Below are 16,074 nucleotides of genomic sequence, written 5' to 3' on the forward strand. Positions count from 1 at the left end.
CCTCAGGCCTCGGCGGCGGCCGCGGCGAATTGGGCGTTGTAGAGGCGGTAGTACGCGCCGCGTTCGGCCAGCAAACGTTCGTGGTCGCCGTGCTCCACAATACGGCCGTGCTCCATGACAACGATCAGGTCGGCGTCGCGGATGGTGGACAGGCGGTGGGCGATGACGAAACTCGTCCTGTCGCGGCGCAGGGCGGCGGTGGCGTGTTGGACCAGCGATTCGGTGCGGGTGTCGACCGAACTGGTGGCCTCGTCCAGCACCAGGATGGACGGTTTGGCCAGGAAGGCTCGGGCGATGGTGATGAGCTGCTTCTCCCCCGCGCTGACGCCGGTGCCCTCCTCGTCGATGACCGTGTCGTAGCCCTCGGGCAGTGCGTGCACGAATCGGTCCACATAGGCGGCGCGGGCCGCGGCCAAGATCTCCGCCTCGGTGGCCAACGGATTGCCGTAGGAGATGTTCTCCCGGATGGTGCCCTTGAACAGCCAGGTGTCCTGCAGCACCATGCCGATGCGGGAGCGCAGGCTGTCGCGAGTCATCTCGGTGATATCGACGCCGTCGATGGTGATGGCGCCCGCGTCGAGTTCGTAGAAGCGCATGAGCAGGTTGACCAGGGTGGTTTTACCCGCGCCGGTCGGGCCGACGATGGCCACCACGTGGCCCGGTTCGGCCAGCAGCGAGAGTCGTTCGATGACAGGCGTTTGCGGTTCGTAGCGGAAGGAAACCGCCTCGAACTCCACCCGGCCCCGATCCACCGGGCGGGTGTCGGCCATGACCGCGTCGGGGGATTGTTCCTCGGCGTCGAGGATTTCGAAGATCCGCTCGGCCGAGGCGACACCGGACTGCAGCAGGTTGGCCATCGCGCCGATTTGGGTGAGCGGTTGGCTGAACTGGCGCGAGTACTGGATGAACGCCTGCACCTCGCCGAGCGAGAGGTTCCCGGTAGCCACCCGCAGGCCGCCGACCAGGGCCACCAGCACGAAATTGATGTTCCCGAGGAACATGATCGCGGGCATGATCAGGCCGGAGATGAACTGGGCGCGGAAACTGGCCTGGAAGAGCTCCTCGTTGCGGCGGTCGAATTCGGCGGCGACCTCGCGGTTGCGGCCGAAGGCGGTGACCACCTCGTGCCCGGTGTATGCCTCCTCCACCTGGGCGTTGACCTGGCCGGTGTACTTCCACTGGTTGACGAAGTGCGGTTTGGAGCGTTTGGCGATCTGCGTGGTGACGATGAGGGCGGCGGGCACCGTGAGCAGCGCGATCACCGCGAGCAGCGGCGAGATCCAGAACATCATGATCAGGATGCCGAGCACGGTGAACAGCGAGGTGAGCAGTTGGCTCATCGTCTGCTGCAGGGTCTGGGCGATATTGTCCACATCGTTGGTGACGCGGCTGAGCAGATCGCCGCGCGGCGTCGAATCGAAGTAGCGCAGCGGAAGTCGGTGGATCTTGTCCTCGATAGCGCCGCGCAGCCGCTTGACCGTGCGGTTGATGACGAAGTTGAGCAGATACGCCTGCAACCAGCCGAAGACGGCCGCGCCCAAGTAGAGGACGAGCACCAGGGCGAGCACCCGGCCGACGGCGGAGAAGTCCACGCCGACACCGGGGGTGACGTTCATGGCCCCGAGCATGTCGGCCTGGACATTGTCACCGTGTTGGCGGGCGAATTCGATCGCCTGCTCCTTGGTGGCGCCCGGCGGCAGATTTCGGCCGAGGAGTTGGCCCATCACACCATCGAAGACCAAGTTGGTGGCCTTGCCGAGGATGTAGGGGCCAAGGGTGTTGAGCACGACCGAGACGATGGCCAGCCCGACGATCACCGCCACATATCCGCGTTCGGGAGCGAGGCGGCGCAGGAGGCGTTTGAGGGAGGGGGTGAAGGATTTGGCCTTGGCGTCCGGGGAGCCGATATTCGGTGCGCCGGGTCTCATCGCACCTCCTCCGCGCTGAGTTGGGAGGCGACGATCTCCTGGTAGCAGGGGCAGTCCCGCATCAGTTGCTCGTGGGTGCCGAGTCCGACGATCGCTCCGTCCTCGAGGACGACGATCTGGTCCGCGCCGCGGATGGTGGTGATCCGTTGCGCCACGATGAGCACCGACGCCGCCGCCGTCTCGGGGCGCAGCGCCTCGCGCAGGCGCGCGTCGGTGGCCACATCGAGCGCGGAGAACGAGTCGTCGAACAGGTAGATCCGCGGTTTGCGCACCAGTGCCCGCGCTATCGCCAGGCGCTGCCGCTGCCCGCCGGAGACCGTGGTGCCCCCTTGGGCGACAGGGGTTTCCAAACCTTTGGGCATCTCGCGGACGAAATCGGCGGCCTGCGCGATCTCCAGGCAGCGCCACAGTTCCTCATCGGTGGCCTCGGGATTGCCGTAGCGCAGATTACTGGCGACGGTGCCGGAGAACAGGTACGCCTTCTGCGGGACCAGCCCGATGGTCGAGCGCAGCACCTCGAGGTCGACGTGACGCACATCGGTGCCGCCCACGTGGACGGCGCCGTCGGTGACATCGATCAGTCGCGGAATCAGGTTGAGCAGCGTGGTTTTCCCGGATCCGGTGGATCCGACCACGGCGGTGGTGGTGCCGGGCTCGACCCGGAACTCGATCGCTTTCAGCACCGGTTGTTCGGCGCCCGGATAGCTGAATTCGGCGAAACGGAAATCGACGACGGCCGGATCGGCGGTGAAGGGTTGGGGCAGCGCCGGTGGCCGAACCGAGGATTCGGTCTCGAGCACCTCGCCGATGCGATCGGCCGAGACCGCGGCGCGCGGGGCCATCATGGCCAGGAACGAGGCCATCATGACGGCCATCAGGATCTGCATGATGTAGGACAGCATGGCGGTGAGCGTGCCGATCTGCATCTCGCCGCTGTCGATGAGCTTGCCGCCGAACCAGATCACCGCCACCGATGTGACATTCGAGATCAGCATGACCAGCGGGAACATCACCGCCATCAGCCTGCCGACCCGCAGCGATGCCTCGGTGAGCTCGGTATTGGCCACGCCGAAGCGCCAGGTCTCCTGTCGCTCGCGCACGAAGGCGCGCACCACCCGGATACCGGTGATCTGTTCGCGCAGGACGCGATTGACCACATCGATGCGGCCCTGCATATCCCGGAAGCCGGGCACCATGCGCGCCACCAGCGTGCCCATGCCCAGCGCGAGCAGCGGCACCGCGATCAGCAGCAGCCAGGACAGGCTCAGATCCTGGCGCAGCGCCATGATGATGCCGCCGACGCACATGATCGGGGCCATGACCAGGATGGTCACCGACATGACGATGAGCAGTTGCACCTGCTGAATGTCGTTGGTGTTGCGGGTGATCAGCGAGGGCGCGCCGAAGCGGCCCAGCTCGCGCGCGGAGAACGACCCGACCCGGTGCAGCATCGCGCCGCGCATATCGCGGCCTGCGCCCATCGCCGCCTGCGCGCCGAAGTAGACCGAGGAGCCCGCGGCTACGATCTGCACCGCGCTCACCGCGAGCATCCACAGGCCGGTGGTCCAGATGTAGCCGAGATCGCCCTTGGTGACGCCGCGATCGATGAGGTCGGCGTTGAGACTCGGCAGGTAGAGCATGGCGATGACCGAGACCAATTGCAGCGCAACGACCCCCGCGAGCTGCGCTCGATAGGGGGCCAGGAAGGTGCGGAGCAGGCGGATCAGCATGATGAAAGGCAGGCTACCGGCAATCGAGAACCTGCGTCGGCCGGTTTCCCTACCAGCGAAGATGTCAGCTGGTCACCGGGATGTTCGGATCGGACTCGCGTCGTTCCCACGCACCGGGATCGGCGGTGAGCTCGGCGATGAATTCGGGTAGTCCACCGCCCGCGATATCGGCGATGGTGACGTTCTCCAGTACGGCGCGGATATTCACCCGCAGGGCGATCCACACCGCGCGCAGCGGCGCGGCCGAACCGGGATAGTTCACATCCTCGGGCCGCTGCCCGCGCACCGAGGCCAGCGGACCCTCGACGGCGCGGATGACGTCGGCGATGGAGATGCGTTCGGCCGGTCTGGCCAGCCAGTAGCCGCCGTCCGGGCCGCGTCTGCTGACCACCAGCTCGGCGCGGCGCAGCTCGGCGAGGACCGTCTCGAGCACTTTCGGGGGGATCGCCTGGGCGCAGGCAATGGCGTCGGCTTTGACGGTGGGGGCGGTCGCGCCGCCGCGCGATGGTGGCGCGCCCGCTATCTCGACCAGCGTCCGCACCGCGTAGTCGACCTTCGCGGTGATGTGCACTGCTACTCCCTGGACGATCCGGGATCTTCGATGATCATCGAATCTACGCGGACCGGCGACCTTCGAGCACGCTGACGGCGATATCGAGCAGGATGCGCTCAACCTCGTCGTCGCCCGCGTCGGGCACGACCTCGGCGGACACCAGGGCCAGGCCGAGCACGTCGAGCGCGGCGCCGGCCCGCAGCATGGCCTCGGTGTCCGGATTCGGCCCGGCCAACCAGTCGCGCAGGGCCTTGCTGGAGTCGACGAGTTCCGGATGCCGATCGGCCATGGCGTTGACGATCGTCACGGTGTCGCCGATGATCAGCGCCCCTGCGGCCCGGTGGGCGAGCATGCCGCGCAGGTGGCGGCCGAGCACCGCGCGGATCGCGGTGGCGTCGCGTGCGACCCGGTCCAGACCGTCGACGGTCGAGCGCAGGTGATCGATGATCGGGTCGATGATCGCGACCAACAGATCGAGCTTCGAGGCGTAGTGATAGTAGAGGGAGGCTTTTGTGATTCCCACCGCATCGGCGACCTCGCGCAGGCTGGTTTGTTCGAATCCTTTATTGGCGAATAATTTCACCGCCGCATCGCGTATCGCGTTTTTCGTGCCGCTACCTGCGACGACGCCATCGGACACGGTTCGGAAGACCATCAGGGAATCCTCTCATCACTGCCACGGCCGGTCTGCCGGACCGGCTAACTAGAGGTTGTGCCTCCGTTTAATCTCTCGGTAGTCTACCTACCGCACGGTAGGCAGAAGCGTCATGTGGAGGCGGGACCGCCCGAGGTCCCCGCGAGAGTGCTGTCTACGGGCTCAGATCCCGCACGTTCCAGTCATTTCGCTAGGAGAACCCTCGTGTCCGTATACCTCTACCGATGGGGAAAGTTCGCTTTCCGCCGGAAGTGGATCGTCTTACCCGCGTGGTTGCTGCTGGTCGTGGTGATGATCGCGGCCGGCTTCTCGCTGAAGAAGACCTCCACCGACGACTTCACCATGCCCAACCTGCCCTCCGAACGGGCCACCCAGATCCTCGACAAGCACTTCCCCGGCATGTCCGCCGGATTCAAGGCCGACGCCGTCACCGGCACCTATGTCATCGGCGCGCCTGAAGGCCAGAAACTCACCGACCCGGCCAACAAGGCCGCGATCGACGCACTCGTCGCCAAACTCGGCGAACTCGAGACCGTCGACCACAGCAAACCGGTCATGAGCCCGATCATGGTCGCCGAGGCCATGGGCTGCCTGGCCCCCGACCGGAATACCGACGAATTCCGCTCCCGCTGCAGCGCCGCCCCGCTCGACGTGCTGAGCAAGGACAAAACCGACGCCGTCGCCGTCCTGAGCGTGCCCTTCACCATCAAGAAGGTCACCGAGGTCACCGACGCCGCGCGCGAGGCCGCCTACAACGTCGCCAATGACGCCCGCAATGCCGGACTCACCGTCGAGATGTCGGGCAGTATCGCCATGAAGCCGGGCATGGAATCCAGCGGCAAGGCCGAACAGATCGGCTACGTCGTCGCCTTCATCGTCATGATGGTCGCCTTCGGCGCGCTCATCGCCGCGTTCGTCCCGATCCTCACCGGCATGATCGGCGTCGGCGCGGCACTGTCGCTGATCATGATGGGCACCTCGGTCATCAATATCCCGAGCTTCACCCTCATCCTCGGCTCGATGATCGGCATCGCGCTGTCCATCGACTACGCACTGTTCATCGTCTCCCGCTACAAACACGAACTCGCCGTACAGGATTCACCGGAGGAGGCGGCGGGCGTCGCCGTCGGCACCGCGGGTTCGGCCGTGGTCTTCGCCGGAATGACGGTGATCATCGCGCTGGTCGGACTGAGCATCGTCGGCGTCAGCTTCCTGACCTGGATGGGCCTGGGCGGCGCGATCGCGGCCTTCTTCGCCATCCTGGTCGCCACCACGCTGCTGCCCGCCGTCATGGGCGCGTTCGGTCGCTTCCTGTTCAAGCCGAAGCTGCCGCTGGTGGCGCGCCACGACACCGACGACGACAACGCCGTCTCCAACGGCAAGCGCTTCGCCCGACTCATCGGCCGCTTCCCGGCCCTGGCCCTGCTGCTCAGCGTGCTCGTCCTCGGCGGACTCGCCGCGCCCGCCGCGGGGATCAACCTCGGTCTGCCCGGTGAGGACAGCCAGCCCAAGACCTCCACCATCCGCAAGGCGTACGACCTGCGCACCAGCGGATTCGGCGAGGGCAGCAACGGCGTCCTTCAGGTCGCGGCCGACCTGTCCAAGGTCGCGCCGCAGCAGCGTGATGCCGCGCTCACCGAACTGCGCGACAAACTCGCCTCCTACGACGGCATGGACTACGTGACCGCGCCGAAGAAGAGCGAGGACGGCGAAGGCGCGCTCATGACCGGCATCCCCAAATCCGGTCCGAATCAGCAGGCCACCCAGGACCTGGTCAAGAGCGCGAGAGACGCCGAGGCCGGACTACAGCAGAAGTACGGCATCGAATACGGCATCACCGGAACCACCGCCATCTACGCCGACGTCTCCAATGTGCTGCTCAGCAAGATCGCCCCGTACATGGCGATCGTCGCGGGCGCGGCGTTCATCCTGCTGGTGCTGGTCTTCCGATCCATCCTGGTCCCGCTCACCGCCGCGTTGGGCTTCCTGCTGTCGATGGCGGCGACCTTCGGCGCGACCGTGCTCATCTTCCAGGAGGGCAAGCTCGGCCTGATTCATGATCCGCATCCGCTGATCAGCTTCCTGCCGATCATGCTGATCGGCTTGGTCTTCGGTCTGGCCATGGACTACCAGGTCTTCCTGGTCACTCGGATGCGCGAGGAATACGTGCACGGCAAATCGCCGAAGGAGGCCATGATCTCCGGCTACCACCACGGCGCGCGCGTGGTGACCTCGGCGGCCATCATCATGATGGCGGTCTTCGGCGGATTCATCCTGGAATCCGATGTCACCGCCAAGTCGATGGGCTTCGCGCTCGCGGCGGGCGTGCTGCTCGACGCGTTCGTGGTGCGCATGGTGCTCATTCCGGCGCTGCTGGTGCTCATGGGCAAGTGGGCCTGGTGGATGCCGAAGTGGTTGGACCGCATCCTGCCCGATATCGATGTCGAGGGCAGCAAACTGCGCGAACTGCAGCAGCAGTCGGCCGGGCGGGCACCCGAACCCGTCGCCGTAGGCTGATATCTCCTGATCACGGCCCCGCGTCCACTTCGGACGCGGGGCCGTCCCCGCTCCACACTTGATCTTGCAGCAATCTCGCAGCAGACTACATATCCACTGGCCACAGCTATACCGATGAGGCAAAACACGATCCCGGCTACCGCTAGGAGAAACCGTGTCCGTCTACCTGTATCGGTGGGGTGCGTTCGCCTTTCGGCGCAAGTGGATCGTGCTGCCGCTGTGGCTGCTCGGACTGAGCATCCTCGGCATCCTCGCCGGCGCACTGCGCGAACCGATGAGCAACGACTTCGGCATCCCGAATCTGCCCTCCGAGCGGGCCAACCAGATCCTGGACCAGCACTTCCCCGGCATGTCCGCGAGCTTCCAATTCGACGCGGTCACCGGCACCTACGTCATTGCCGCGCCCGACGGGCAGCGACTCACCGACCCGGCGAACCGGGCCGCCGTCACCGCGCTGATCGACAAACTGAACGGCCTGGACATCGTCGACCACGGCAAACCACTCGCCGATCCGATCACCACCGCCGAATCCATGAACTGCCTCGCGGGCGACCGCGCCGCGAGCGCCTACATCTCGCGCTGCAGCGGGGCGCCGCTCAACGTGCTCAACCGGACCGAACCCGATTCCGTCGCGGTGCTGACCGTCCCGTTCGCCATCAAAGAATTCACCGACGTCACCGCCGACGATCGCAAAGCCGCCTACGACGTGGCCGACGAAGCGCGCGGCGCGGGACTGCGCGTCGAACTCAGCGGCACCATCGCCATGGAACAGCAGCAGCCCTCCGGCAAAGCCGAGATGATCGGCATGGGTGTGGCGCTGGTGGTCATGATCGTCGCCTTCGGCGCGATCGTCGCGGCCTTCGTGCCGATCATCACCGCGATCGTCGGCCTGGGCGCGGCCATGTCGGTGATCTTCATCGGCACCTCGGTGCTGTCGATCCCGAGCTTCACCACCTTCCTGGCCTCCATGATCGGCATCGCGCTGTCCATCGACTACGCCCTGTTCATCGTCTCCCGCTACAAACACGAACTCGCCGTGCGGGATTCGGCCGAGGAAGCGGCGGGCACCGCGCTCGCCACCGCCGGATCCGCGGTGGTCTTCGCCGGGTTGACGGTGATCATCGCCTTGGTCGGGCTGAGTATCGTCGGCATCAGGTTCCTCACCTTCATGGGTCTCGGCGGCGCCGTCGCCGCCGCCTTCGCCGTACTCACCGCCGTCACCCTCATGCCCGCACTACTCGGCGCGTTCGGCCGAAATCTGTTCCGCCCCAAGCTGCCCGGCATCGCACAGCACGATCCCGAGGACGACACCAGCGTTACCAACGGAATGCGGTTCGCCCGGCTCATCGGCCGCGTGCCCGTGCTCACCCTCCTACTCAGCGTGGCGATACTGGCCCTGCTCGCCGCACCCGCCGCGGGCATGAATCTCGGTCTGCCGGGCGAGGATTCGATGCCGAAATCCACCACCGTGCGCAAAGCCTACGAACTGCGCACCGCCGGATTCGGCGAGGGCAGCAATGGCAAACTCATGGTGGCCGTTGACCTTTCGAAAGTCGCACCCGAACGCAGGACCGCCGCGCTCACCGCGCTGCGCGACAAGCTCACCGCCTACCAGGGCATGGACTACGTCACCGAACCCACCATGAGCCAGGACGGCGCGGGCGCGCTGCTCAACGGCGTCCCGAAAACCGGCCCGAACAACCAGGACACCAAGAACCTGGTGCGCGACGCCCGCGACGCCGAAAGCGCGCTGCGCGCGGAATACGGGATGGAATACGGAATCACCGGAACCACCGCCATCTACGCCGACGTCGACCACGCGCTGCTCAGCAAGATCGTGCCCTACCTGGCCATCGTCGCGGGCGCGGCGTTCATCCTGCTGATCCTCGTCTTCCGATCCATCCTGGTCCCGCTCACCGCCGCGTTGGGCTTCCTGCTGTCGATGGCGGCGACCTTCGGCGCGACCGTGCTCATCTTCCAGGACGGGAAATTCGGCATCATCGCCGAACCGCGACCCATCGTGAGCTTCCTGCCGATCATGCTGATCGGCTTGGTCTTCGGTCTGGCCATGGACTACCAGGTCTTCCTCGTCACCCGCATGCGCGAGGAATACGTGCACGGGCAATCACCGACCGACGCCATGATCAACGGCTACCATCACGGCGCGCGCGTGGTCACCTCGGCGGCCATCATCATGATCTCCGTCTTCGGCTCCTTCCTGCTGGAATCCGATGTGACCGCCAAATCGATGGGTTTCGCCCTCGCGGCAGGTGTCGCGTTCGACGCCTTCCTGGTGCGCATGGTGCTCATCCCCTCCCTACTGGTGCTGATGGGCAAACGCGCGTGGTGGATTCCACGCTGGTTGGATCGAGCGCTGCCCGATATCGACGTGGAGGGCGCGAAACTGCGTGAGCTGCGGGAGAAGTCGGCTACGCCGGTGCCCTAGCGGCTCACCGGTAGATCGCATCCGGAGAAGTGCGGGGAGAAACCGAGGTAGTTGAGGGGACCCGAGACGATCATCATGGCGACATCGCCGAAATCGGCGCAGGTGAGCGGGCCGCCCGCCGCCCGGAAATGCTGGAAGGCGGCGATGAATCCGATCACCATCCAGATGAACGGGAGTGCGCTGATGATCTTCCCGAGCCCCACCGCAGCCTCCCGCGCACGCACCGACCGAACGGCGGCGCGCTGCGAAACCATGGTGACGCGAGCCCCGTCGTTCGCACCGCCGCAACGATTCTCCCATGCGCCACAGATCGGCGAATCCTGTTTGCGCGCCGCGGATTAACCTGGCGTTCAGGACCGGAGGGTACATATCGATCTGTGGCCGCCGAGCGCAGCTCGACCGAGACCGCCGAGCGCAGGTGGAGTGTCGATCTGCTCCGGGTCGGCTCCCTCGCGGTGGTCGTTGTGGTGCATTGGATTTCGGTGCGGGTCACCCTCGTCGACGGATCGGTGCGCGGTGCGGCGGCCCTGCACGGCAAACCCATTTGGATGCTCACCTGGCTGCTTCAGGTGATGCCGCTGTTCTTCCTGGCGGGTGGATTCGCCAATACGCTCCTCGTCGACCGATGGCGCTGTGCGGGAACCGGATTCGGTGCTTACCTCGGGCCACGCGCGCGGCGGCTGGTGGCGCCCGCGGTGTTGCTGGTGGCGGTGCTCGGCCCGGTGGTTCGGATGTTGTCCGGCAACATCGAGCTGGCGCGGACGGCGGCGCACCTCATCGGGAGTCCGCTGTGGTTCCTCGCGGTGTATCTGGTGGCGGTCGCGTTGGCTCCCTTGGCTGTTCGCATCCACGATCATGCGGCATGGATCGCGCCTGTCGGGCTGCTCGGATGTTCGCTTTTGGTAGATGGTGTGCGATTCTCCGGACTTTCCTTCGTCGCCGGGTGGAATCTGCTGTTCGTATGGGTCTTCTGCCATCAGCTCGGAATCCTGCACGCACGCGGCACTTTTCGGGCTGTCTCCGACGGTCTTCTGCTGATACTCGTCGCGCTCGGCGTGGGCATTCTGATCGCGATGGTCGCCGGCCCCTATCCCGGTTCGATGTTCGGGCTCGCGGATGCGCCCGTCTCCAATCTCTCCCCGCCGACCTCTGCGGTATCTGTCTTGGCCACACTGCAATTCGCTGTGTTCACCATCATCGACCGACGGATCGGCGAGTGGCGGCCCGTGGAGCGGATGCGCCTGCTCATCTCCTACCTCACCACCCGGCTCATGACGATCTATCTGTGGCATGTTCCGGTGATCGCCGTCCTCACCGCCGCAGCCCTGCTCGCCCCCGATCCCCTACTCCCCGCCGATCCCCTGACCTGGTGGCTCACCCGCCCTGCGTGGATCATCCTCGGCGGCATCATCCTTTTCGGCGTCGTCCGCCTGGCTCTGGGCTGGGACCTGTTCTGCGCCCGCTACCTCCCGCGCACTTCCTCAGCCGCCGCCCTGGCCGGAACCCTCCTCGCCATCGGCGCCATCTATTTCCTCTGGCGCGACGGTCTATCCCCCACTCTCTCCCCTTTGCTCCTCCTAGCCGGTGCGGCCTTGCTCACCACCACCCACCGCGTCCCCACCCCTACGCCAACTCGACCTCATCGAATCGAACATTGAAACTGTGCCACCGCCCCCGCAATACCCCACCCTCCCGATGCACGATCCCCTCCCCGAAGCGGATCCGCAGCTTGCTGTTGCGCGCGTCGACCTCGCGGACCACTGCCGAAACCCCACAGAACGGACCCTCGGGAAAGAACACGACATCTCCGGGCGCGAACTTGCTAATCCTCACCCCACCAACATAATCCGCATTCCACCACCACTATCGGCACGCTCAGTGACCGTACGTGCCGATAGATCGTTTCCACCTTCTCCCAAATCGAGTCGGCGTCCATTCCCTCATGAACTATGAACACCATCATCATTCCTAGCGCACGTCTTACAATCGTCGTACACTTGTCGCATGGCCGCAACGATCACTTTTCGTCCCAACGTCGACGATGAGCGCATCATCGACCGCGCCCGCCACGACGACGAGACCACCACCGATGTCCTGCGCCGCGCCCTGCGCCTGCTGGATCGCCAGGAATGGATAGCGCAGGCGCAGGCCGACGCCGCCCGCCTGCGGGACGAGGACATCAACGACGAACCCGAGGCATGGTAAATGCTCATTCGCGGCGCGGTGTACAAAGTCGACCTCGGGGAAGCCAAGCGCGGGCACGAACAGCGCGGCCGACGTCTCGGCGTGCTGGTCAGTCCGTCGGATTGGCTCGGGTCAACGGTGACAATCATCCCCACCTCCACCTCGGCGGGAGGATCGGTGTTTCGGCCGCTCGTCGAGATCGACGGCCGAGAAGCCCGGCTGCTGGTCGATCAGATCCGCACCATAGACACGGACTACCTGAAAGGCCAGGTGGACAACCTCTCCCGCGACGCCATGGCCGACCTGGACGACGCCCTCGGCCGGTATCTCGGAATCCACTAGAGCGGCAACGCAAGTCGCTTCCACGCCAATCGGCGAATACCACCCGATCGGAATGTCCGGCGCCTGCTGCTATCGCTCCTGGTTGAGTTGGTAGGTCCGCATCTCGGCCAGCTGCCCGTCGGCGACGCGGATGAGCCAGATCAGGCGACTGTCGACCGGGCCGGGGCGGCTTTCGTAGCCGACACCGCCAACCGCAGCCAGGAGTTGGTATCGGCGGATCGAGTCCGCGACCAGCCGGATCTCCTGTGGCTGAACTCACGGTGCGCGCACCGCATCATGAGTAGGTTCTCGATCATGGAAGATGACGGACCCAGCCGGACAGCACTCGCGACCGCCTACGCCCGTGCCTATCATCAAATTGCCGACCGGCCAAGGATTCTCACCGATCCGCTGGGGGCACGCCTACTCGGTGTCACCGCCGATGAGCTCACCGAATCGGCCAGGGATCGGCCCGATAGCCACGCCGAGAAATACCGCCGCCTCTTCTTCGCCGCCCGTGCCCGCTTCGCCGAAGACCGTATAGCCGCCGACACACGCCAGGTCGTGATCCTCGGCGCGGGACTGGACACCTTCGCCTACCGCAACCCCCATCCGGACCTGCGGGTATTCGAGGTCGACCACCCCGCTACACAAGCATGGAAACAGCAGCGCCTCGCGGCCTCCGGCATCGACCGGCCCGAGCTATTGACCTTCGTACCGGTCGACTTCGAAACCGATTCACTGGCAACAGAATTGGATTCCGCAGGATTCAGCCGCACCGATCCGACCGTATTCGTGTGGCTCGGCGTCGTCTACTACCTGACCCCGGAAGCCGTCCGCACCACGCTCGAATACGTCGTCGGCCAATCCGCACCGGTCGAAGTCATCTTCGACTACATACAGCAGGCGGTCACCGACGAGGATCGCGCCTACCAGCAGGAACGCGCACGTAAAGTGGCGGCCCTCGGCGAACCCTTTTTCAGCTACTTCACACCCGACGATCTCGCCGCACAGTTGCACACGCTGGGCTTCACCCGCGTCGAAGACCATTCCGGCATAGACCTCATCACCGGGTACCTGGACGGATCCACGGAATTGGAGGGCAAGCCGCCCCAGGTGCTGCGCGCGAACCACATACTCCGGGCGAGCCGCGGACGGTCCCCCCAAGTTCGGTGAACCGTCCCGAATTTGGAACCGCTCCTGGTCCGACGAACGACCTGTCGAGCACATCCAGGACGCAGTACCGAACCGCCAAGCTGATGCTGCGACTCCGCACGGCCCAAATCCCTTGGTAGGCCAGCCTATTCAGATGCAGTCCGTGACGATTGGGACGTGCCTTCTTTTCTCGGCGCCACCTCCGCAGCGAGGAAAACGCGCCGGTCAGGCAGGCGCTGGATCCAGGGGACCGAGAAGGTCCCACCGATTTCCGGATATGTCGAGGAAGACAGCGACCTGACCGTAGGGTTCCGTGCGCGGCTCGGTTACGAACTCCACGCCCGCGGTGACCATCCGCCGATACATGCCCGCGAAGTCGGCGACCCGGAGGAAGAACCCGACTCGCCCGGCGACCTGATCACCCACTGCGCCGCGTTGCCTGTCCCCATCAGCCCTGGCGAGGAGAATTCCAGTAGTTGCGGCGGGCGGACGAACCACCACCCACCTTTTGGGACGTCCATCATTCGTGAGTGACGGCGTGTCCTCGACCAGATCGAATCCGAGGATCCTCACGAAGAACTCGATGGCGGCGTCGTACTCCTCGACCACGATCGCGACCAGCTCCAAATGCACTCATCGAGCGTAGGCGGCCTCCGAACATCCGATGCTGCCGCGCGCTACTGACCAATCGCGAGTCGCGGATGGTCGAGCAGTGCGCGCCAAGCCTGCTCCCAAGGAAACCGCTCGCGGGCCGTTCCCCCGGACTTCGGCGCGTGCGGTTGGTCTTCGGACAGCATGGTCACGCCCCACTGAGCGAGCTTGCCGACCGCCTCGGCGATGGGGAAGGCGAGCATCGCCCGATTGACGAACGGGACCGCGACCACCGGAAGTCCCAGACCGACACCTTCGACGAGCAGCCCGAGCGGCAGCGTGTCCGAGATTCCGGCGGCCCACTTCGCGAGCGAGTTCGAGGTGATGGGCGCGTTGCCGCCGTTGTGAGACCACCGACAGTCCCGGCGCGGTGTAGCAGCCGTCACACTTGAACGTGTTCAACAGACCGTCTAACCTCGCATTTGAACACGTTCAAATAACCAAGGAGCTGGGACAATGAACCTCATCGTCGCCACATACGCGACCTACGCGACCATCAGCCTGGTGCTCACGTTCTGGGTGGCACGTACTCTGCACCGCACCGGCGCGCGGTTTCTAGTGGACGTCATGAATGGCGACAGGGATCTCGCCGAAGTCGTGAATCACCTGCTGGTCATCGGGTTCTGGCTCGTCAATGCGGGCTTCGTGGCACTGGCCTTGCGCATCAGCGGCTCAGTCATCGACGCGCGCGCCGCGATCGAGGAACTCGCCATGAAACTCGGCATGGTCTTGCTGGTGCTCGGCGGCATGCACTTCGCAAACCTGATCGCCCTGAACAAGATCCGCCGCACCAGGCACCAGGAGAAGCAGGCCGGCTTCCCTCCCGTTCCGGTCGACGCGACCGCACTAGCCTGAGCCGCATGACCCGCCCCGAGCCCGCGACCGCGCGCGGCGAGGAAACTCGCCGGCAGATCATCGACGCCGCCCTGCGCCTGTTCGAGCAGAACGGCTACACGAAGACCACCATGCGCGCGATCGCGGGCGAAGCCGGCGTCAGCGTCGGCAACGCCTACTACTACTTCACCTCCAAGGAACACCTGGTTCAGGGCTTCTACCAACAGATCCAGGCCCTGCACGAACAGCAGGTCGAGCAGAGGACCCGCGGCGATTCTCTCGCCGCCCGATGGCAGACAATGGAACTGGCCTTCGTCGACGTAGCCGCCCCCTACCACGAGTTCGGCGGCAAGTTCTTCGCCAGCGCCGCCGACCCCACCAGCCCGCTCAGTCCATTCAGCGACGAAAGCAGGCCCGCCCGAGAGACATCCACCGCCATCATCCGCAACCTGGTCATCGGCGACGACGTCAAGGGTGACAAGCGGCTGATGGCCGAGCTACCGAATCTGCTGTGGCTGGCCCACATGGGCATCGTCCTGTTCTGGGTCCACGACCGCAGCCCCGACCAGCAACGCACCCGACTGCTGATCCGCCGAATCGCCCCACTCGTCGAACGGGTGGTGGTGCTGTCGAGACTGCGTCCGCTGCGCCCGATTCTGTACCCAGCGCTGGATCTCATCCAGGACCTCGGCAACTAGTGTCCGCACAGCCACACAGGTCATCTCGTATACCGATTGCAGTAAAAAGTCCCTCACCTGCCATAGCAGGTCAGGGACTGTTGCCGCTGGCGCTTCACCTGCGCACGTCTTCAGCCGAGGTACGGCGCGGACCGCCCTTCCAAGTAGTGAGCCAGCCTGAGCCGCTGCGTGTGATGCATATCGAGGCTGTTCAGCTCGGCGGGGGCTACGAATCGCAGTTCGGTGGACTCATCGGAGATCGCGAGCTCACATAGTCACGAAGTCCGGCTGGAGTACTAGGTCATGTCTCCCAATCGGGTTTTCTCGATCCTGCCCGGTAGGTCCTCGGGTCGGGGATCATGTTGGCCGTGGCGGCGACGGTCGGTGATCGGTATCGGGTTCTGACGGACAAGCAGTGGGAAT

16 protein-coding genes are annotated in these 16,074 nt (G+C 65.2%); 8 read left to right on the plus strand and 8 right to left on the minus strand.

What is annotated here, in order from left to right; genetic code table 11:
- Positions 1–2: 2 nt before the first annotated feature.
- The 4 genes from D5S18_RS07130 to D5S18_RS07145 all read right to left on the minus strand — a co-directional run bounded on the left by D5S18_RS07130 (position 3) and on the right by D5S18_RS07145 (position 4,866).
- Positions 3–1,928: an ABC transporter ATP-binding protein gene (locus tag D5S18_RS07130; RefSeq protein WP_120039002.1), complete on the minus strand. Its 1,926-nt coding sequence runs from the start codon at positions 1,926–1,928 to the stop codon at positions 3–5.
- Complete coding sequence (locus tag D5S18_RS07135; RefSeq protein ID WP_120039003.1) at positions 1,925–3,658, minus strand: ABC transporter ATP-binding protein; 1,734 nt, start codon at positions 3,656–3,658, stop codon at positions 1,925–1,927. The genes D5S18_RS07130 and D5S18_RS07135 overlap by 4 nt, the downstream gene beginning before the upstream one ends.
- Positions 3,659–3,722: 64 nt before the next feature.
- A complete protein-coding gene (locus D5S18_RS07140) occupies positions 3,723–4,229 on the minus strand; it encodes an RrF2 family transcriptional regulator (protein ID WP_120039004.1) in 507 nt (168 codons plus the stop codon).
- Positions 4,230–4,272: 43 nt separating this feature from the next.
- On the minus strand, positions 4,273–4,866 hold the full coding sequence (locus D5S18_RS07145) for a TetR/AcrR family transcriptional regulator (protein WP_120039005.1): 594 nt from the start codon (positions 4,864–4,866) through the stop codon (positions 4,273–4,275).
- Positions 4,867–5,070: 204 nt separating this feature from the next.
- On the opposite strand from D5S18_RS07145, the gene D5S18_RS07150 reads away from it, so the two are divergent.
- Positions 5,071–7,383 (plus strand): MMPL family transporter, encoded by a 2,313-nt coding sequence (locus tag D5S18_RS07150; protein ID WP_120039006.1) that lies wholly within the window; start codon positions 5,071–5,073, stop codon positions 7,381–7,383.
- Between the two features lie 154 nt (positions 7,384–7,537).
- On the plus strand, positions 7,538–9,829 hold the full coding sequence (locus tag D5S18_RS07155; protein WP_120039007.1) for an MMPL family transporter: 2,292 nt from the start codon (positions 7,538–7,540) through the stop codon (positions 9,827–9,829).
- On the opposite strand, the gene D5S18_RS34780 is transcribed toward D5S18_RS07155, so the two are convergent.
- Positions 9,826–10,083, minus strand: a complete 258-nt coding sequence (locus D5S18_RS34780) for a hypothetical protein (RefSeq protein WP_158607816.1) — start codon at positions 10,081–10,083, stop codon at positions 9,826–9,828. The genes D5S18_RS07155 and D5S18_RS34780 overlap by 4 nt on opposite strands.
- 123 nt (positions 10,084–10,206) lie before the next feature.
- Here D5S18_RS34780 and D5S18_RS07160 point away from each other — a divergent pair, with 123 nt between their 5' ends.
- Complete coding sequence (locus tag D5S18_RS07160) at positions 10,207–11,487, plus strand: acyltransferase family protein (RefSeq protein ID WP_158607817.1); 1,281 nt, start codon at positions 10,207–10,209, stop codon at positions 11,485–11,487.
- On the opposite strand, the gene D5S18_RS07165 is transcribed toward D5S18_RS07160, so the two are convergent.
- Positions 11,453–11,662, minus strand: coding sequence for a hypothetical protein (locus tag D5S18_RS07165; RefSeq protein WP_120039009.1), 210 nt, complete (start codon positions 11,660–11,662; stop codon positions 11,453–11,455). The two genes, D5S18_RS07160 and D5S18_RS07165, sit on opposite strands and share 35 nt — an antisense overlap.
- Positions 11,663–11,833: 171 nt before the next feature.
- Here D5S18_RS07165 and D5S18_RS07170 point away from each other — a divergent pair, with 171 nt between their 5' ends.
- From D5S18_RS07170 to D5S18_RS07180, 3 genes are all read left to right on the plus strand, one after another.
- Entirely contained in the window at positions 11,834–12,034 is a 201-nt protein-coding gene (locus tag D5S18_RS07170) for a hypothetical protein (RefSeq protein WP_120039010.1), read from the plus strand.
- Entirely contained in the window at positions 12,035–12,355 is a 321-nt protein-coding gene (locus D5S18_RS07175) for a type II toxin-antitoxin system PemK/MazF family toxin (RefSeq protein WP_120039011.1), read from the plus strand.
- Positions 12,356–12,649: 294 nt separating this feature from the next.
- Complete coding sequence (locus D5S18_RS07180) at positions 12,650–13,510, plus strand: class I SAM-dependent methyltransferase (RefSeq protein ID WP_120039060.1); 861 nt, start codon at positions 12,650–12,652, stop codon at positions 13,508–13,510.
- A 204-nt stretch (positions 13,511–13,714) separates the two neighbouring features.
- Here the strand turns inward: D5S18_RS07180 and D5S18_RS07185 are convergent, their stop codons facing one another.
- The gene (locus D5S18_RS07185; RefSeq protein WP_120039012.1) at positions 13,715–14,122 is read right to left on the minus strand and encodes a VOC family protein; all 408 of its coding nucleotides are present in this window, start codon (positions 14,120–14,122) and stop codon (positions 13,715–13,717) included.
- Positions 14,123–14,166: 44 nt separating this feature from the next.
- On the minus strand, positions 14,167–14,526 hold the full coding sequence (locus D5S18_RS07190) for a flavoprotein (RefSeq protein WP_120039013.1): 360 nt from the start codon (positions 14,524–14,526) through the stop codon (positions 14,167–14,169).
- Between the two features lie 70 nt (positions 14,527–14,596).
- On the opposite strand from D5S18_RS07190, the gene D5S18_RS07195 reads away from it, so the two are divergent.
- Together D5S18_RS07195 and D5S18_RS07200 are read left to right on the plus strand one after the other, a co-directional pair.
- The gene (locus D5S18_RS07195) at positions 14,597–14,995 is read left to right on the plus strand and encodes a hypothetical protein (RefSeq protein WP_120039014.1); all 399 of its coding nucleotides are present in this window, start codon (positions 14,597–14,599) and stop codon (positions 14,993–14,995) included.
- 5 nt (positions 14,996–15,000) lie between these two features.
- Positions 15,001–15,672 (plus strand): TetR/AcrR family transcriptional regulator, encoded by a 672-nt coding sequence (locus D5S18_RS07200; RefSeq protein WP_120039015.1) that lies wholly within the window; start codon positions 15,001–15,003, stop codon positions 15,670–15,672.
- Positions 15,673–16,074 lie beyond the last annotated feature (402 nt).

This window comes from Nocardia panacis (genome assembly GCF_003598715.1).
GTDB classification, from domain to species: Bacteria; Actinomycetota; Actinomycetes; order Mycobacteriales; family Mycobacteriaceae; genus Nocardia; species Nocardia panacis.